The organism is Seohaeicola sp., from assembly GCF_048006315.1.
Classification (GTDB): domain Bacteria; phylum Pseudomonadota; class Alphaproteobacteria; order Rhodobacterales; family Rhodobacteraceae; genus Seohaeicola.
In genome coordinates this window covers 1,307,258-1,323,285 of the sequence record NZ_CP180350.1, presented here as the reverse complement: position 1 = coordinate 1,323,285, position 16,028 = coordinate 1,307,258, and the positions used below count along the sequence as shown (strand labels likewise).

The window sequence follows — 16,028 nt, the reverse complement described above, 5'->3', positions numbered from 1 at the left end:
CGAAAGCGGCGCGCGAAGCGCGTGCAAGGGTCGCATTATGTGCCAACATCGTCATGGCGTCAGGTTATACGCGCGCCACCGCAAATGAAAAGCCCGAATTTGAGGGCCCGTGCATTGAAGCGCCGCGCGGTGCTGCTAGGTCTGGCCACATGGAAAAAGCATTGATCATAGGGGCTTCGGGCGGCATCGGCGCGGCAATCGCGGCGCGGCTGACGGCGCAGGGGGTGACTGTCACGGCGCTGTCACGGCGCGATGACGGGCTGGATGTCACGGATGAAGACAGCGTCGCCGCCGCACTCGGCGCGTTGGAACCGGGGTTCGACCTCATCCTTGTCGCCACAGGGGCGCTGGTGATCAACGGGGCCGAACCCGAAAAGACGATCCGCCGCGTCACCGCGCGTGCGATGGCGGATCAATTCGCCCTCAACTGCATCGGGCCATCCTTGGTGCTGAAACACAGCCTGCGCCTCATGCCGCGTGACCGCCGCGCCGTGTTCGCGGCTCTGTCGGCCCGTGTCGGCTCCATCGGCGACAACGCGCTGGGCGGCTGGTACAGCTACCGCACCGCCAAGGCCGCCCTGAACCAGATGATCCATACCGGCGCCATCGAACTCTCGCGCAGCCACCGTCACGCGCTTTGCGTGGCACTGCATCCCGGAACCGTCGCCACGCGCTTCACCGCAGATTATGCCGCCACGCATGACCGGGTGGAGCCCGATCAGGCCGCAGCCAACCTGCTTGGCGTGATCGAGGGCCTGACCCTCGCCGAGACGGGCGGTTTCTTCGACTGGCAAGGCAAGAGGGTCTCCTGGTGACGCGGCTGGTTCTGGTTCTGGGCGATCAGCTGTCCGAAGGCGTGGCGGCGCTGAAGGCCGCCGATCCTGACCGCGACACCGTGGTCATGGCCGAGGTGGCGGAAGAGGCGGGCCATGTGCCCCACCACCCCAAGAAGATCGCGTTTCTGTTCGCAGCCATGCGCAAACACGCCGCGCGTCTGCGCCGGCTGGGCTGGCAGGTGGATTACACGCCTCTGGATGATCCGGACAACACCGGCACCATCACCGGAGAGTTGATCCGCCGCGCCGCCGAACGCAAGGCCAGCGGCGTCATCGCCACCGAACCCGGCGACTGGCGCCTGCGCGCCGCGCTCGAAGAAATGCCGCTCAAGCTGCATATGCTGCGCGATGACCGCTTCATCTCCACCCCTGCCGAGTTCGAGGCCTGGGCCAAGGATCGCAAACAGCTCCGGATGGAGTATTTCTACCGCGACATGCGCCGCAAGACCGGCCTTCTGATGGACGGCGATCAACCTGCGGGCGGGCAGTGGAACTATGACCACGACAACCGCAAGCCCGCGCCCGATGCCGTCACCTATCCGGGGCCGCTGCGGTTCGAACCTGATGACATCACCGCCGAGGTGCTGGATCTGGTCGAGGCGCGCTTTTCCAACCATTTCGGACAGCTCCGCCCCTTCTGGTTCGGCACAGACCGCGATCAGGCGCTCCAGCATCTCGATCACTGGATCGTGGGCGGCCTGTCGGGTTTCGGCGATTATCAGGATGCGATGCTGGCCGATCAGCCCTTCATGTATCACGCGCTGATCGGGCTTTACCTGAACGCAGGCCTTCTCGATCCACTTGAGGTCTGCCAAAAGGTCGAGGCCGCGTGGAAGTCAGGACACGCTCCCCTGAACGCAACTGAGGGCTTCATCCGTCAGATCATCGGCTGGCGCGAATACGTGCGCGGCATCTGGTATCGCGAGGGTCCCGACTACACATCCCGCAACGTGCTGGGCCACACGAACGACCTGCCCGACCTGTTCTGGGGCGCGGCCACCGACATGCGCTGCATGGAACGCGCGGTGTCCCAGACGGCGGAAAACGCCTATGCCCACCATATCCAGCGCCTGATGGTCACGGGCAATTTCGCGCTGCTGGCGGGGATCGACCCCGCGCAGGTGCAGGACTGGTACCTGGCCGTCTATGCCGATGCCTATGAATGGGTCGAGGCACCGAATGTCGTGGGCATGAGCCTTTTTGCCGATGGCGGCATCATCGCGTCGAAACCCTATGTGTCCTCGGGCAATTACATCGACAAGATGTCGGATTATTGCGGATCCTGCGCCTATCGGGTCAAGGACAAGACAGGCCCGCGGGCCTGCCCGTTCAACCTGCTCTACTGGCATTTCCTGATTCGTCACCGCGCACGGTTTTCGTCCAATCCGCGGATGGGGCAGATGTATGCCACATGGGATCGCATGGCCGAGGATCGCCGCGCCACTGTCCTGTCCGAAGCGGACGCCTTCCTCTCGCGCATGAATGACGGCAAGCGGATCTGACAAGGTCGGGCCGCCCTGTTTCTTTTTGCTCCAAATATCCATCCGCGCCGGCAGAACCCGGCGCGCGGTCAGTCGGCAGGAACGACCGGTGTGTCGGCGGGTGCCGCTTCTGGCGCGGGGGCGGGCGTTGCACCTTCTTCGGCGGGTGGTGCGCCGTTCTGCCAATTGCCTGTCACCTCCTGGCCCGAGGCATAGCGCATCGTCCCCTCGCCCTGGCGGCGTCCCGCGCTGAACATCCCCTCATAGACATCGCCATTGGCATAGGTCGCGGTGCCGCGCCCGTCGATCTCGCCGGCGCGCCATTGACCGGTGTAGGAAAACCCGTCGGCCATCACGATCTCGCCCTGGCCTTCGCGCTGCCCGTTCACGAACTGCCCGGTATAGACGGTGCCATCGGGGTAGGTGGCGACACCCTGCCCATGGCGCTGCCCGTCCAGCCATTCCCCCTCATAGCGGTAGCCGTCGGGATAGGTCATCACACCGGTGCCGTGGTTCTTCGCCTCGCGAAACCCGCCCTCGTAGATCAGCCCGTTGGCATAGACCGCCCGGCCCTGGCCCTGGATCACGCCGGCCTGCCACGCGCCCTCGTAGGTCGAGCCGTCGGGATAGGTGATCATGCCGGTGCCATCCGGCAGGTCCGCGCGGAACTGGCCCTCGTAGACCGAGCCGTCGGGATAGGTGACGCGGCCTTGCCCGTCGATCCGCCCCGCCACCCAGGACCCCTGGTAGACATAGCCGTCCGTGCCGGTAAAGACGCCTTCGCCATGGCGCAGATCATCGACGAACCCGCCCGCATAGGTGTCGCCATTGGCATAGGTGACGCGGCCTTGCCCCTCGCGGCGGCCCTCGACCAGCGTGCCTTCGTAGATGTCGCCATTGGGCTGGGTCAGCTTGCCTTCGCCATTGATCTGGCCATCTTTCCAGGTGCCCTCGTAGATCAGCCCGTCGGGCATGGTCAGAATGCCCGTCCCTTCACGTGCGCCGCGCACCACGGCGCCTTCATAGACAGCGCCATCGGGATAGGTGATGCGCGCGTTCCCATCCTTGACGCCGCGATCCCATGTGCCGTCATAGACATAACCGCCGGGGCTTTGCATCACGCCGCGCCCGTGGTGCAGGGCTTCAAGGAAACCGCCCTCATAGCGCATGCCGTTGGCGTAGGCGGCGATGCCCTGCCCGGTGATCTTGCCGTCCAGCCACTCGCCCTCATAGGTGCCGCCATCGGTAAAGACGATGCGGCCAACGCCCTCTGGCTTGCCGCGCTGGAACTGCCCCTCGTAGACCGACCCGTTGGGAAAGCGCGCCACGCCATTTCCACGGATCTCGCCCTCGACCCAGTCGCCGGTATACTCGTATCCGTTGGGCAGCCGGTAGGTGCCCGTGCCATGCTGCAGCCCGTTCAGGAACGTGCCCTCATAGACCCCGCCATCGTCATATTGCTTGGTCTGCACATCGCTGGCCTGTTGTGCCGACAGGCTGGCGCCCAGTGTCAGCCCCGCCACAAGGCACATCCCGAAGATCGTGCGCGTCTGCTTCATGCCATGTCCTTGATCGCTGTGGCCCGCCCGGCGCGGACAGGCCTTGCTCAGCCCCGGAACCTAAAGGAGGGCGCGCCGCCAGACAACGCCTTTTGCCGCATATCGGCTTTCCCTTGCCACGTGATCTGCTAAGTCATCGGGGGAATGACCGATCAGAGGGCAGATCATGGCCGCGCGTTTTCGCCTGACACTTGCACAGCTCAACCCCGTCCTGGGCGATCTGGAGGGCAATGCCGCCCGTGCGCGCGCCGCCTGGGACCAGGCCCGTGACGCAGGCGCCGACATGCTGGCGCTGCCCGAGATGTTCATCACCGGATACAACACCCAGGACCTGGTGATGAAGCCCGCCTTCCATCACGCCGCCATTGCCGCGATCGAGGCGCTGGCCCGTGATTGCGCCGATGGCCCCGCCATCGGGATTGGCGGGCCATGGGTCGAGAAGGGCAGGCTTTACAATGCCTGGTTCATCCTGCAGGGCGGCAAGGTCACGGCGCGCGTGCTCAAGCAGCATCTGCCGAACGAGACGGTGTTCGACGAAAAGCGCATTTTCGACGCCGGCCCGCCCCAGGGTCCCTACAGTATCGGCTCCGTCAGGATCGGCAGCCCGATCTGCGAGGATGCCTGGCATTCCGATGTGGCCGAAACCCTGGCCGAAACCGGGGCCGAGTTGCTGCTTGTGCCCAACGGAAGCCCCTATTTCCGGGGCAAGATGGAAGTGCGCCAGAACATGATGGTCGCCCGCGTGATCGAGACCGAATTGCCGCTGGTCTACCTGAACATGGTGGGCGGGCAGGACGACCAGGTCTTTGACGGCGGATCCTTCGTGCTGAACCCCGGCGGGGCGCTGGCCCTGCAACTGCCGCTTTTCGACGAGGCGGTGGCCCATGTGGATTTCACCCAGGGCCCCGATGGCTGGATCGCGTCCGAGGGCGCGCGCGCCCATATCCCCGATGCGATGGAACAGGATTACCGCGCCATGGTCGAAAGCCTGCGCGACTACATGGGCAAGACCGGGTTTAGATCCGCGATCCTGGGGTTGTCGGGCGGGATCGACAGCGCCATCGTGGCGACGATCGCGGCCGACGCGATCGGGGCGGACAACCTTCGCTGCGTGATGCTGCCCTCGGAATATACCTCGCAAGCCTCGCTCGACGATGCCCGCGCCGTGGCCGAGGCGCTGGGCTGCGCCTATGACACGGTGCCGATCAGCGCCGCGCGGGCCGCCGTGACCGAAACGCTGGCACCGCTTTTCCAAGACCGCGCCCCCGACCTGACCGAGGAAAACATACAGTCGCGCCTGCGTGGTCTGCTGCTGATGGCGATGAGCAACAAGTTCGGCAACATGCTGCTGACCACGGGCAACAAGTCCGAGGTGGCGGTCGGCTATGCCACGATCTATGGCGACATGGCAGGCGGCTACAACCCGATCAAGGACATGTACAAGACCCGCGTCTTTGCTGCATGCCGCTGGCGCAACGCCAACCACCGCGACTGGATGATGGGCCCGGCGGGTGAAGTGATCCCGACCCGGATCATCGAAAAACCCCCCAGCGCCGAATTGCGGCCTGACCAGAAGGACGAGGACAGCCTGCCCCCCTACGAGGTGCTGGATGCGATCCTGATGATGCTGGTGGATGCCGAAGCCTCGGTCGAGGATTGCGTGGCCGCAGGCCATGACCGCGCCACCGTCAAGCGGATCGAGCATCTGCTCTACATCAGCGAATACAAGCGCTTCCAGTCAGCCCCCGGCACACGCCTCAGCCCGCGCGCCTTCTGGCTGGACCGCCGTTATCCGATCGTGAACCGCTGGCGCGACGACAGCGGCGCGTGATAGACTGCGCGCAGCCTACTTGGAGGAGGCTGCAATGTCATGGCTCGACCGCATTGTTGAACGGCAAATTCAGAAGGCACGTATCAAAGGCCAGCTTCAGGGACTGAAGGGAGAGGGCGCACCTCTGCCGGAGAGACCCGAGGCCGCCTACACAAACCCCGCCGAAGCGGTGGCCTTCCGCATCATGGCCGAAGCTGGTGTGCTGCCCGAGGAAATCAACCTGAAGAAGGAAGTTGCGGCCCAGCGGGCCGCCTTGGCCATGATCACCGATATAGCGGCCCGCAAAGCGGCAATGGCGCGGCTGGCCGACCTTCAGATGCGCCAGTCCATCGCTGAAGAAGCGCGGCGGCGGTTCATGAAGGACTGATCAGCCCGCTATTCCCACCACGGATCGACGACAGCGATATCGTCGTCGGACCAGCCGAAATGATGCGCGAATTCGTGGATCGTGACATGCGCCACCAGATCCTCGATCGTCACATCGCCGCGTTCGCGCCACTCATCCAGAATCGGCTCGCGGAACAGCCAGACGGTATCCGGCCCCATCGGCTGATCGAACACCGATTTTTCCGTCATGGGGATGCCGTCATAGAGCCCTGTCAGATCAAGCGGATCGTCGATCTCCAGCTCGCGCAGCATGTCCGCATCGGGCCAGTCCACCACGCAGATCGCAACCTGCAAGGCCGCGCTGCGAAACGCTGCGGGCAGGCCATCCACCGTCTGGCGGGCCATCTCTTCGATCTGGTCGAGACTGGGCGAAAGGTCCGTCATCCCCGCGATATGGCGTGCCGCGTGCGAAAATGAAATCCCTGCAGGGCCGCCAAGGTGAAAAACGACCTGCCCGTCGCGTTCTGACAGGCAGGCGGCCGTGGGTTTTGGCAAAACACCGCGACTTTCACACAAGGGTAACGGGATGATCGCGGTTCATGCGAGGCAGGCGGCCTTTTCCGCCGAGGAATGCGAGCGAATCGTGGCGATGGCCGATGCGGCGCCCGCCCGCGATGCACGGCTGGTCGGCCAGAACCAGGACCACAACCTGCGCCGCGCCGATCTGGTCTGGCTGGATGATGTGCCGGGCAGCGAATGGGTGATGGATCGCATCATCGACGTGGTCCGCGAAGCCAACCGCGATGTTTTCGGCTTCGATCTGCAAAGTTTTTCCGAAAGCGCACAGGTCGCCCGCTACGGGGCCGAGCGCGAGGGGCACTTCGACTGGCATTCCGACATTGGCGATGGCCCGCTGGCGCGGCAACGCAAGCTGACGATGGTGGTGCAGCTGTCGTCGCCCGATGGCTATGCAGGCGGGCGACTGGAAGTCATGCCAAGCGCTCATGCGCAAGAGGCCAGCCTGGGGCAGGGGGATGCCACCATCTTTCCAAGCTTCCTGTTGCACCGGGTCACGCCCGTCACCAAGGGGCAGCGCCAGTCCCTGACGATCTGGGCGCATGGGCCGGCCTTCCGCTGAAGGCCGGACCCCTCAGCCCTTGGGCGTCACGATCCGGTTCACATGGCCCATCTTGCGACCGGCCTTGACCTCGGCCTTGCCGTAAAGATGCAGGGCCGTTGATGGCTCGCGGGCAAGATCCGGCACGCGGTCCATGTCGGCACCGATCAGGTTTTCCATCACCACATCGGCATGGCGTGACCCGTCGCCAAGCGGCCAGCCCGCGACGGCGCGGATGTGCTGCTCGAACTGGTCGATGGTGCAGCCATTCTGCGTCCAGTGCCCCGAATTATGCACGCGCGGCGCGATCTCGTTCACGATCAGACCCTTGGGTGTGACGAACAGTTCAACCCCCATGACGCCCACATAATCCAGCGCGTTCAGGATCCTGGCGGTCAGCAGCACCGCATCCATCCGCAGCGCGGACGACAGGCGCGACGGCACCGTGGTCGTGTGCAGGATCCCGTCGCGATGCACGTTCTCGCCGGGATCGTAGCAGGCGACATCGCCACGCGTATTCCGCGCGCCGATCACCGACACTTCGTACTGGAAATCCACGAACCCCTCCAGGATCGCAGGGCTTCCCGCCATGTCGGCCAGTGCGCGGGGCGCATCCGCCGCCGTCATCAGCCGCGACTGACCCTTGCCGTCATACCCGAAGCGCCGGGTCTTGAGGATCGCAGGCACGCCAACGGCGGCAATTGCAGCCTGCAATGATGCGGCATCGTCCACGGCCGCATAGGGCGCGGTCTGCAAGCCCAGCCCGGTCAGGAAATCCTTTTCGGTGATCCGGTCCTGGCTGATGCGCAGCGCCTCGCGTCCCGGACGGATCGGGCGCAGCGGTTCCAGCAGGTCCAGCGCGGTTGTGGGGATGTTCTCGAACTCGTAGGTGATCACGTCGACCGAGGCTGCAAAGGCACCCAGCGCCGCGGCATCCTCGTAAGGGGCGGTTGTCACCTGATGGGCCACGTCAGCGGCCGGCGGATGCGCGCCGGGCTCGAAGATATGGGCGCGAAAGCCAAGGCGGCTGGCCGCGACCGACAGCATGCGGCCCAGTTGCCCGCCACCCAGAATGCCGATGGTGGCGCCCGTTTTCAGCATGTCACTCATCCACGGGCACCTCGGGGATCGAGGCGGACAGGTCCGCGCGCCACGCATCCAGTCTTGCCGCCAGCGCCGGATCCTGAAGTGCAAGGATGCCTGCCGCCATCAACCCGGCATTGGCCGCCCCCGCCGCACCGATTGCCATGGTCGCGACCGGATAGCCACGCGGCATCTGCAGGATCGAATAGAGGCTGTCCACACCCGACAACGCCTTGGTCTGGACCGGCACGCCGATCACCGGCACGCGGGTCTTTGACGCCATCATGCCCGGCAGATGCGCCGCGCCGCCCGCGCCTGCGATGATCACCTGAAGGCCGCGATCCACGGCACCCTTTCCGTAATCCCACAACCTGTCCGGCGTGCGATGCGCCGACACGATCCTCGCCTCATAGGGTACGCCCAGCGCATCCAGCATGTCGGCTGCTTCCTTCATGGTCGGCCAGTCCGACTGGCTGCCCATGATGATCCCTACCTTGATGTCGGCCATGCGCGCGCACCCCCTGTCAGATTGAGCGCGCACTATAGCCAAGGCGCTGCCCTGTGCAATGGTGCGGGATCAGGCGATGATGTCGGGGGTCAGGCGATCTTCGATCCGGGCGATCATGTCCTTGAGGCGCAGTTTCTTCTTCTTCAGCCGTTGTATGGTCAGCTGATCACCGGTTCCCTTTTCGACAAGGGCGGTGATGGCATCGTCAAGATCGCGATGTTCGCGGCGGAAAACCTCAAGCTCCACACGCAGCACATCGTCGGTCTTCATCGAGATATCGCTGATGGCGTTCATGGCGTGAATTTCCCAGGCAGGTGATTCCCCCGTGTCGGGCACGGAGGATCAACATACTGAAAAACGGGCAATTCGCAAAGTATCTCGGTGTCGCATCCTTTGGTTTGGCCCCGGTTGCATCTGGGGACTTGTGCACCGCAGACCTGCGCCCCATATTTCCGGTGAAGGGGTCGCCGCACAGGGGCCCCGGTTTGGACGGTCGCTTTTGACAAGGACGTGTCGATGACGAAACTGACTCTGGGGTCCCACCCCTATCTGCTGGGTTTCGACCAGCTGGAACGCCTGCTGGAGCGGAATGCGAAATCCGGCAACGAAGGCTATCCGCCTTTCAATATCGAACAGACTTCGAACAATTCCTACAGGATCACCCTGGCGGTCGCAGGTTTTGGTGAAACCGATCTGGCCATCACGGTCGAGGATCGCCAACTGGTGATCCGGGGCCGGCAACGTGACGATGGCGAAGGACGTGTCTATCTGCATCGCGGCATCGCCGCGCGCCAGTTCCAGCGCAGTTTCGTGCTGGCCGACGGGGTCGAGGTGGGCGAGGCGATCATGGAAAACGGTCTGCTGCATGTGGACCTGACCCGTGCCGAACCCGAGACGGTTGTGCAAACCATCAGGATCAGGAAAGGATAAGCCATGGATACGAAATTCGATTTCGGTGACGAGGGCGAGAACCCCATCGTCTATGTGCGACCCGTGAAGGTGGCCGACCTGCCCGAGGATATTCGCCAGCAGGCCATGGGCATGGATACGCTTTATGCCGTGCATGATGCCACGGGCAATCAACTGGCGCTGGTCAAGGACCGCAAGCTTGCCTTTGTTCTGGCGCGCCAGAACCATATGGCGCCGGTCGCCGTGCACTGACGGGATTTGTCCCTGCGCAGGATCGAAAAAGGCCGCATCCTTGGGAATGCGGCCTTTTGCATTTGGCGCCAGGGCGCGGATCAGACCGCGATCAGACCCATGCTTTCCAGCTTCAGGATCACCTGATGCGCGCAGTTGTCCACATCGACATTTTCGGTGTCCAGACGCAGCTCGGGGCTTTCCGGGATGTCGTAAGGATCTGAAATGCCGGTGAATTCCTTGATCTTGCCTTCGCGCGCCAGCTTGTAGAGGCCCTTGCGGTCGCGGCGTTCGCATTCCTCCAGGCTGGTGGCGACATGCACCTCCAGGAAGGCGCCGAACTGCTCGATATCCTCGCGCACCGCGCGGCGGGTGGTGGCATAGGGCGCGATGGGCGCGCAGATCGCGATCCCGCCGTTCTTGGTGATCTCGGACGCGACATAGCCGATGCGGCGGATGTTCAGATCGCGGTGTTCCTTGCTGAAGCCCAGCTCGGAGCTGAGGTTCTTGCGCACCACGTCACCATCCAGCAGCGTGACGGGACGGCCGCCCATCTCCATCAGCTTGATCATCAGCGCATTGGCGATGGTCGACTTGCCCGAGCCTGAATAGCCCGTGAAGAAGACGGTAAAGCCCTGCCTGGACCGTGGCGGCCGGGTGCGGCGCAGCTCGGACACGACTTGCGGGAAGGAAAACCATTCGGGGATTTCCAGGCCTTCGGCCAGGCGGCGGCGCAATTCGGTGCCCGAGATATCCAGGACGGTCGAGCCTTCCGGCACCTCGTCGGCGGGGAAATACTGCGCCTTTTCCTGCACATAGACCATGTGCTTGAAATCGACCATTTCCAGCCCGATCTCGGCCTCGTGTTCCTTGAACAGGGTCTGCGCGTCATAGGGACCATAGAAATCCTGGCCCGCGCTGTTCTTGCCGGGGCCGGCATGGTCGCGACCCACGATGAAATGGGTGCAGCCGTGGTTCTTGCGGATCAGCCCGTGCCAGACGGCTTCGCGCGGGCCGGCCATGCGCATGGCAAGGTTCAGCAGGCTCATCGTCGTGGTGGAAGAGGGGTATTGATCCAGCACCGCCTCGTAGCAGCGCACGCGGGTGAAGTGATCGACATCGCCCGGCTTGGTCATGCCCACGACCGGATGGATCAGCAGGTTGGCCTGCGCCTCGCGCGCTGCGCGGAAGGTCAGTTCCTGATGCGCGCGGTGCAGCGGGTTGCGGGTCTGAAAGGCAACCACCTTGCGCCACCCCAGCTTGCGGAACAGGGCGCGCAGCTCGTTCGGCGTGTCGCGCCGCCCTTTGAAATCGTAATGCACGGGCTGCTGGATGCCGGTGATGGGCCCGCCCAGATAGACCGCGCCTGCGGTGTTGTGCAGGTAGTTGACAGCCGGATGGGCGGAATCGTCGGCACCAAAGACCTTTTCCGCCTCAAGCGCCTTGTTGGGCACCCAGCGGTCGGTCACGGTCATCGTGGCAAGGATCACGCCTTCCTGGTCGCGCAGCGCGATGTCCTGACCGATTTTCAGCTTCTCGGCAAAGGCCTCCGGCACATCCAGCGTGATCGGCATCGGCCAAAGCGTGCCATCGGCCAGGCGCATGCGATCCACGACGCTGTCGTAATCTTCCTGGCTCAGGAACCCTTTGAGCGGGTTGAAACCGCCGTTCATCAGCAGTTCCAGGTCACAGACCTGGCGCGGGGTCAGATCCCAGCTGATCAGCTGACCGGCCTCGATCTTGAGTTTCTGTGCGCTCTCGTACGAGACGTAAAGTTCGGGGATCGGTGCCAGGTTGGGCGTGTACATGATGGGACTTTCAATGCGGATCAGACGGGAAACCAGGTAAATGACAAGCGGTGTCGAGCCTGCAAAACCATGCAGGATCGGGGGCCGTCTAGCGCCTGAAAGGGACGAAATTCAAGCAGACTTCGCCCGAAAGTGCGACTTCGGACGAAAGTGAGTCCTTTTTGCAGATCCTTGGACGATTATTCCTGATGCTCGGCCAGAAAGCGTTCAGCGTCCAGCGCCGCCATGCAGCCCATTCCCGCCGATGTCACGGCCTGACGATACTTGTGGTCCGTCAGGTCGCCTGCGGCGAAGATTCCGGGAATCGAGGTCTCGGTGCTGCCGGGCTTGACGGTCACGTAACCGCCGTTGTGCAGCTCCAGCACATCCTTGACCAGTTCGTTCGCAGGCGCATGGCCAATGGCCACGAACACGCCCTTGCAGGGGATCTCGGTGATCGCGCCGGTATCGACATGCTTGACGCGCACGCCCGTGACACCCTTGGGGTTGTCTTCGCCGATCACCTCTTCCAGCTGGTGGAACCAGAGGGTTTCGATCTTGGGGTTCTTGAACAGGCGATCCTGCAGGATCTTTTCGGCGCGCAATGTATCGCGGCGATGGATCAGCGTGACCTTCGAGGCGAAGTTGGTCAGGAACAGCGCCTCTTCGACCGCTGTGTTGCCGCCGCCGATCACGACGATTTCCTGCCCGCGATAGAAGAACCCGTCGCAGGTGGCGCAGGCCGACACGCCAAAGCCCTTGAAGGCATCTTCCGACGGCAGGCCCAGCCATTTGGCGCGTGCGCCCGTGGCAAGGATCACCGCATCGGCGGTATAGGTCGTGCCGCTGTCACCCTTGGCCACGAAGGGCCGCACGCCCGTGTCCAGCGAGACGATGATATCGCCGATGATCTCGCAGCCCATCGCCTTGGCATGGTCCTGCATCCGCACCATCAGGTCGGGACCCTGCACTTCGGTGTCGCCGGGCCAGTTCTCGACTTCGGTCGTGGTCGTCAGCTGCCCACCCGGTTCGATGCCCTGCACCAGGATCGGCTCCAGCATGGCGCGGCTGGCATAGACGCCCGCAGTATATCCGGCAGGCCCCGAGCCGATGATCAGAACCTTCGTGTGTCGCGTCTCGGCCATGGGTGCCACCTTTGTCTTTGAATCTGGTTTCCGGACAGCATATAGACCCGCTGCGCGAAGGCGAAAAGCCCCAAGCGCGGATCAGGATCGGCGACCAATCCGCGCGGCGTTGAAACGATGTTGCGTATCGGTGAAAGAATATTGCGCGCGCCACTGGCAATGCTATAAGAAACCGTCCTCAAGGAGAGCAGAAACATGGCCGGAACGCGGCTTGACCCGATTGATCGGAAAATCCTCGCGGAATTGCAGGCAGACGGTCGCATGACCAATGTCGAGCTTGCGAAGCGCGTGGGCATTTCCGCGCCCCCCTGTCTGCGCCGTGTGCGCACTCTGGAAGAGGCGGGATATATTCGCGGCTATCATGCCAAGGTCGACCCGCGCGAATTGGGGTTCGAGGTGCAGGTCTTCGCCATGGTCGGTCTGCAAAGCCAGGCCGAGGCGGATCTGTCCGCCTTCGAGGCCCGCTGCCGCGCCTGGCCGCTGGTGCGCGAGTGCCACATGCTGAACGGTGAGGTTGACTTCATCCTCAAATGCGTGGCGCCTGACCTCAGCACCTTTCAGTCTTTCCTGACCGAGCAACTGACCGCCGCCGACAATGTGGCCAGCGTCAAGACAAGCCTTGTGATCCGCTGTGCCAAGGATGAACCGGGCGTGCCCTTCGACGTGCTGGAAGCGCGCCTCAGCCGCTCTGCCTGACATCGCCGGCCCTGTGTCGGAGGGCGCCAGTTATGGCGCCCTGCGATCCCGTCCTCACGCGGCCGTCAGGCTGTCCAGCGTTGCCAGCGATGCGCGCGGATAGGCCAGCGGCCCGAAGTCGTCCAGGCTGCGGATATGCGGGAAAAGCGACAGGAAGACCGACAGGGCATTCGGCCCGATCCGCTGTTCCAGTCCCAGGCCGGGATGAAAGCTTTCCATGTCCAGCCCGGACACCTTGATCGAGGCGTGACGGTCCAGGCACAGGTGATACACGGTCACCGGGCGCGGCGGCGTGATGCGGATCGCGCTCATTCCGTCTTCGAAATCGGCCACCGGCGTGAAGACCTGTCCGGACCGCGCGCCCTTGCCTTGCAACTCGCGCAGGGCCGCAGGGCGGTGCAGCATGCGTGCCCCGGGTCCAGCCATGACATCCGCCATGGGGCGACCCATGCCGAAGGTATCCGCCATGATGCGCGTCATGCGCGTCTGTTCCGGATCATCGCTGGCGGCCTCGGGCAGGATCGTCATTGATCCGATCCACAGAACCGGGCGCGCGCCGAACTCGACCGTTTCGATCTTCATGCCGGGCACCAAATCCTCGATCGCGCAAAGGCCGTCGCTTGTCGTCAGCAGCGTGCCACGGGCAAAAGCGGAAAAGGCGGATTCGAACAGCGACGTGGCCGGTGCCACATGACGGCTTTCGACGATTTCGCCATTCTTTCCCAGGCTGCTGACCTCGTAGCGGCGCATGACCGGCATCGCGCCTGTCGGGGCTGCGCGCAACGGTTGCGGCGTGGGCCGGGTCTTGGGCAGCGCGACGCCGGGGTTCGGCCGGATGGATGTGCGCGGTGTCTCGCATGCGGGTTTGGGAGCGGGCGTGTCACGCGCGTCGCGTAGCACCGAAGCGGCGGCCGAACAGGGCGGAATGGCCCCTTGTGCAAGCGTGATGCCGGAAGATGTCTTGTGCGTTGCCAGATGCCTGGCCGAGGGGGCGTGCAATACCATGCGCTTCACCACTTGTTGGCGTCGCAGTCGTGTCGGCCCCCACCGACAACACCGAAAGGACTTTGGTTAAAGTTTTCAGTGAGACCAAAGGCCCAATTCTCGACACTTTTGTCAAAAAGTCGGAACAATCTGCGGCGATGAGGGCGTAATCCGGGTGTCAGGCCGGTTTTGTTTCAGCGGTTTGGACAAAGCTGCCATATTTTGATTCGACTTGTGTCAGCAATCCGACCGGCGCCCGGCATCATGGCAACGGCGCGCCCCATGCAAAAAGCCGCCCCGGGAGGAGGGCGGCCTTCTGCTGAAAAGGAGGGAGTTTCAGGCGCGGCGCGACAGCTTCGGCGCGGCGCGGCGTTTGGCAACCATCGCCGCGCGCAGGCGACCGCGTTGCCAGGGCAGAGAGGTTTGTTCCAGTTCGATCGCTTTTGCGGTTTCGAGGACCGACTTGATCCAGCGCTTGTTTTTCATCTGTCTTGTCTCCGTCCTCTGATCCGGCCTTGCGGGCGCCGCCGTGATGGTTCGACCCGTTATGGAAACAATCTGACGGATCAATGCGGCATTGTTTTGTCCAGAGGCGTGGCAATCTCGTGGCGGGGCCTGCGGTGTCGTTATTGTTAGCCCGTCACTTCAGGCTTTCAGTAAAAATAATTTAAAAACATAAGCTTGAGAATTTTGTGCGAAACAATTTCCACTGATGGTGGTGATTGTTTCCGTCTTTCCGCGGCGATCCTGTCGGCAAATGCCGCATTCCTGCCAGATTACAGGCGGATGGCCGAGATCAACCTGCCGTAATCGGCCTCGCCCGCATGGGTCGTGCGGCGATAGGAAAAGAATTGCTCGGGGTCCGAATAGGTGCAATGGCGCGTCCATTCGGCATGGCCGACACCCGCCCCCCGCAAACGGTGCAGCCCATAGGCGGGCAGGTCGAACATCATACGGTCACCCTTGCCCTGCGCGAAGAAGCGGGCATTACCGGGGTCTTCGCCCAGGAAATCCTCGAAGAACTCGGGGCCGACCTCATAGGCCTGCTGACTGATCGATGGTCCGATCACGGCGTGGATGTCCGCGCGCCGCGCGCCCATCTGCTCCATCGCCGAAACGGTGGCTTCAAGCACACCGTCCAGCGCGCCCCGCCATCCCGCATGCGCGGCACCGATCACCCCGGCCTGCCTGTCGGCAAAAAGAACGGGCTGGCAATCGGCGGTCAGGATCGCCAGCGCCACGCCCGGCGTGGCTGTCACCATCGCGTCGGCGCGCGGTTTGTCCGCCAAGGGGCCTGAAACGGTCACCACATCGGGCGAATGAACCTGATGCACGGTGACAAGATGTTCCGGCGAAAGATCCATCGCCTGGGCCACTCGCGCGCGGTTGATCGCGACGATCTCTGCCTGGTCTGACGAGCCTGGCCCGCAATTCAGACCTTGGAACACCCCCGAGGAGGCCCCGCCGCGACGGGTGAAGAACCCGTGCCTGAGCGGGGACAGCGCCTCTGAGGTGATGATTTCCAGCGTCATAT

Annotated in this window: 18 protein-coding genes; 8 read left to right on the top strand and 10 right to left on the bottom strand. The window is 63.5% G+C overall.

Annotated elements, in window-relative coordinates; all coding sequences use genetic code 11:
* Positions 1-149 precede the first annotated feature (149 nt).
* On the top strand, positions 150-815 hold the full coding sequence (locus ACMUJL_RS06715) for an SDR family NAD(P)-dependent oxidoreductase (RefSeq protein WP_375569471.1): 666 nt from the start codon (positions 150-152) through the stop codon (positions 813-815).
* On the top strand, positions 812-2,338 hold the full coding sequence (locus tag ACMUJL_RS06710) for a cryptochrome/photolyase family protein (RefSeq protein ID WP_375569473.1): 1,527 nt from the start codon (positions 812-814) through the stop codon (positions 2,336-2,338). The genes ACMUJL_RS06715 and ACMUJL_RS06710 overlap by 4 nt, the downstream gene beginning before the upstream one ends.
* A 68-nt stretch (positions 2,339-2,406) precedes the next feature.
* Here ACMUJL_RS06710 and ACMUJL_RS06705 read toward each other — a convergent pair whose 3' ends face one another.
* Positions 2,407-3,876: an MORN repeat-containing protein gene (locus ACMUJL_RS06705; RefSeq protein ID WP_375569475.1), complete on the bottom strand. Its 1,470-nt coding sequence runs from the start codon at positions 3,874-3,876 to the stop codon at positions 2,407-2,409.
* Between the two features lie 166 nt (positions 3,877-4,042).
* Between ACMUJL_RS06705 and ACMUJL_RS06700 the strand changes: the two genes are divergently transcribed.
* Together ACMUJL_RS06700 and ACMUJL_RS06695 are read left to right on the top strand one after the other, a co-directional pair.
* Positions 4,043-5,707 carry an NAD+ synthase gene (locus ACMUJL_RS06700; protein WP_375569477.1) on the top strand — a complete coding sequence of 555 codons (1,665 nt, stop codon included), beginning with the start codon at positions 4,043-4,045 and terminating at the stop codon, positions 5,705-5,707.
* 34 nt (positions 5,708-5,741) lie between these two features.
* Positions 5,742-6,074, top strand: coding sequence for a DUF1992 domain-containing protein (locus tag ACMUJL_RS06695; RefSeq protein WP_375569479.1), 333 nt, complete (start codon positions 5,742-5,744; stop codon positions 6,072-6,074).
* 8 nt (positions 6,075-6,082) lie between these two features.
* Here ACMUJL_RS06695 and ACMUJL_RS06690 read toward each other — a convergent pair whose 3' ends face one another.
* Positions 6,083-6,478: a metallopeptidase family protein gene (locus tag ACMUJL_RS06690; protein WP_375569481.1), complete on the bottom strand. Its 396-nt coding sequence runs from the start codon at positions 6,476-6,478 to the stop codon at positions 6,083-6,085.
* Positions 6,479-6,620: 142 nt separating this feature from the next.
* On the opposite strand from ACMUJL_RS06690, the gene ACMUJL_RS06685 reads away from it, so the two are divergent.
* Positions 6,621-7,172: a 2OG-Fe(II) oxygenase gene (locus ACMUJL_RS06685; protein ID WP_068287575.1), complete on the top strand. Its 552-nt coding sequence runs from the start codon at positions 6,621-6,623 to the stop codon at positions 7,170-7,172.
* A gap of 12 nt (positions 7,173-7,184) precedes the next feature.
* Here the strand turns inward: ACMUJL_RS06685 and ACMUJL_RS06680 are convergent, their stop codons facing one another.
* The 3 genes from ACMUJL_RS06680 to ACMUJL_RS06670 all read right to left on the bottom strand — a co-directional run bounded on the left by ACMUJL_RS06680 (position 7,185) and on the right by ACMUJL_RS06670 (position 9,036).
* Positions 7,185-8,261 (bottom strand): 5-(carboxyamino)imidazole ribonucleotide synthase, encoded by a 1,077-nt coding sequence (locus tag ACMUJL_RS06680; RefSeq protein ID WP_375569483.1) that lies wholly within the window; start codon positions 8,259-8,261, stop codon positions 7,185-7,187.
* Positions 8,254-8,742 (bottom strand): 5-(carboxyamino)imidazole ribonucleotide mutase, encoded by a 489-nt coding sequence (gene purE / locus ACMUJL_RS06675; RefSeq protein WP_068287581.1) that lies wholly within the window; start codon positions 8,740-8,742, stop codon positions 8,254-8,256. Before purE ends, ACMUJL_RS06680 begins: the two co-directional genes overlap by 8 nt.
* A 69-nt stretch (positions 8,743-8,811) precedes the next feature.
* A complete protein-coding gene (locus tag ACMUJL_RS06670) occupies positions 8,812-9,036 on the bottom strand; it encodes a YdcH family protein (RefSeq protein ID WP_068287584.1) in 225 nt (74 codons plus the stop codon).
* A 222-nt stretch (positions 9,037-9,258) separates the two neighbouring features.
* Between ACMUJL_RS06670 and ACMUJL_RS06665 the strand changes: the two genes are divergently transcribed.
* Positions 9,259-9,672, top strand: coding sequence for an Hsp20 family protein (locus ACMUJL_RS06665; protein WP_068287587.1), 414 nt, complete (start codon positions 9,259-9,261; stop codon positions 9,670-9,672).
* Positions 9,673-9,675: 3 nt separating this feature from the next.
* Entirely contained in the window at positions 9,676-9,903 is a 228-nt protein-coding gene (locus ACMUJL_RS06660; protein WP_068287589.1) for a DUF1150 family protein, read from the top strand.
* Positions 9,904-9,983: 80 nt separating this feature from the next.
* Here the strand turns inward: ACMUJL_RS06660 and ACMUJL_RS06655 are convergent, their stop codons facing one another.
* Together ACMUJL_RS06655 and trxB are read right to left on the bottom strand one after the other, a co-directional pair.
* Positions 9,984-11,690, bottom strand: coding sequence for a bifunctional sulfate adenylyltransferase/adenylylsulfate kinase (locus ACMUJL_RS06655; protein ID WP_375569486.1), 1,707 nt, complete (start codon positions 11,688-11,690; stop codon positions 9,984-9,986).
* Positions 11,691-11,869: 179 nt separating this feature from the next.
* Positions 11,870-12,814, bottom strand: coding sequence for a thioredoxin-disulfide reductase (gene trxB / locus ACMUJL_RS06650; protein ID WP_068287595.1), 945 nt, complete (start codon positions 12,812-12,814; stop codon positions 11,870-11,872).
* A 195-nt stretch (positions 12,815-13,009) separates the two neighbouring features.
* On the opposite strand from trxB, the gene ACMUJL_RS06645 reads away from it, so the two are divergent.
* Positions 13,010-13,510, top strand: a complete 501-nt coding sequence (locus ACMUJL_RS06645; RefSeq protein ID WP_068287597.1) for an Lrp/AsnC family transcriptional regulator — start codon at positions 13,010-13,012, stop codon at positions 13,508-13,510.
* A gap of 54 nt (positions 13,511-13,564) precedes the next feature.
* On the opposite strand, the gene ACMUJL_RS06640 is transcribed toward ACMUJL_RS06645, so the two are convergent.
* The 3 genes from ACMUJL_RS06640 to pgeF all read right to left on the bottom strand — a co-directional run bounded on the left by ACMUJL_RS06640 (position 13,565) and on the right by pgeF (position 16,026).
* Positions 13,565-14,515, bottom strand: coding sequence for a Hint domain-containing protein (locus tag ACMUJL_RS06640; protein WP_375569489.1), 951 nt, complete (start codon positions 14,513-14,515; stop codon positions 13,565-13,567).
* Between the two features lie 315 nt (positions 14,516-14,830).
* Complete coding sequence (locus tag ACMUJL_RS06635) at positions 14,831-15,064, bottom strand: hypothetical protein (protein WP_375569491.1); 234 nt, start codon at positions 15,062-15,064, stop codon at positions 14,831-14,833.
* A gap of 206 nt (positions 15,065-15,270) precedes the next feature.
* Entirely contained in the window at positions 15,271-16,026 is a 756-nt protein-coding gene (gene pgeF, locus ACMUJL_RS06630; RefSeq protein ID WP_416914199.1) for a peptidoglycan editing factor PgeF, read from the bottom strand.
* Between the last annotated feature and the right edge of the window lie 2 nt (positions 16,027-16,028).

Bases quoted from the DNA above. Each gene is read 5' to 3' on its own strand.
- purE (WP_068287581.1), bottom strand. From the start codon at position 8,742: ATGGCCGACATCAAGGTAGGGATCATCATGGGCAGCCAGTCGGACTGG.
- ACMUJL_RS06665 (WP_068287587.1), top strand. From the start codon at position 9,259: ATGACGAAACTGACTCTGGGGTCCCACCCCTATCTGCTGGGTTTCGAC.
- ACMUJL_RS06640 (WP_375569489.1), bottom strand. From the start codon at position 14,515: ATGGTATTGCACGCCCCCTCGGCCAGGCATCTGGCAACGCACAAGACA.
- ACMUJL_RS06690 (WP_375569481.1), bottom strand. From the start codon at position 6,478: ATGACGGACCTTTCGCCCAGTCTCGACCAGATCGAAGAGATGGCCCGC.
- ACMUJL_RS06680 (WP_375569483.1), bottom strand. From the start codon at position 8,261: ATGAGTGACATGCTGAAAACGGGCGCCACCATCGGCATTCTGGGTGGC.
- ACMUJL_RS06670 (WP_068287584.1), bottom strand. From the start codon at position 9,036: ATGAACGCCATCAGCGATATCTCGATGAAGACCGACGATGTGCTGCGT.
- trxB (WP_068287595.1), bottom strand. From the start codon at position 12,814: ATGGCCGAGACGCGACACACGAAGGTTCTGATCATCGGCTCGGGGCCT.
- ACMUJL_RS06685 (WP_068287575.1), top strand. From the start codon at position 6,621: ATGATCGCGGTTCATGCGAGGCAGGCGGCCTTTTCCGCCGAGGAATGC.
- ACMUJL_RS06655 (WP_375569486.1), bottom strand. From the start codon at position 11,690: ATGTACACGCCCAACCTGGCACCGATCCCCGAACTTTACGTCTCGTAC.
- ACMUJL_RS06645 (WP_068287597.1), top strand. From the start codon at position 13,010: ATGGCCGGAACGCGGCTTGACCCGATTGATCGGAAAATCCTCGCGGAA.
- ACMUJL_RS06695 (WP_375569479.1), top strand. From the start codon at position 5,742: ATGTCATGGCTCGACCGCATTGTTGAACGGCAAATTCAGAAGGCACGT.
- ACMUJL_RS06700 (WP_375569477.1), top strand. From the start codon at position 4,043: ATGGCCGCGCGTTTTCGCCTGACACTTGCACAGCTCAACCCCGTCCTG.
- ACMUJL_RS06715 (WP_375569471.1), top strand. From the start codon at position 150: ATGGAAAAAGCATTGATCATAGGGGCTTCGGGCGGCATCGGCGCGGCA.
- ACMUJL_RS06660 (WP_068287589.1), top strand. From the start codon at position 9,676: ATGGATACGAAATTCGATTTCGGTGACGAGGGCGAGAACCCCATCGTC.
- pgeF (WP_416914199.1), bottom strand. From the start codon at position 16,026: ATGACGCTGGAAATCATCACCTCAGAGGCGCTGTCCCCGCTCAGGCAC.
- ACMUJL_RS06705 (WP_375569475.1), bottom strand. From the start codon at position 3,876: ATGAAGCAGACGCGCACGATCTTCGGGATGTGCCTTGTGGCGGGGCTG.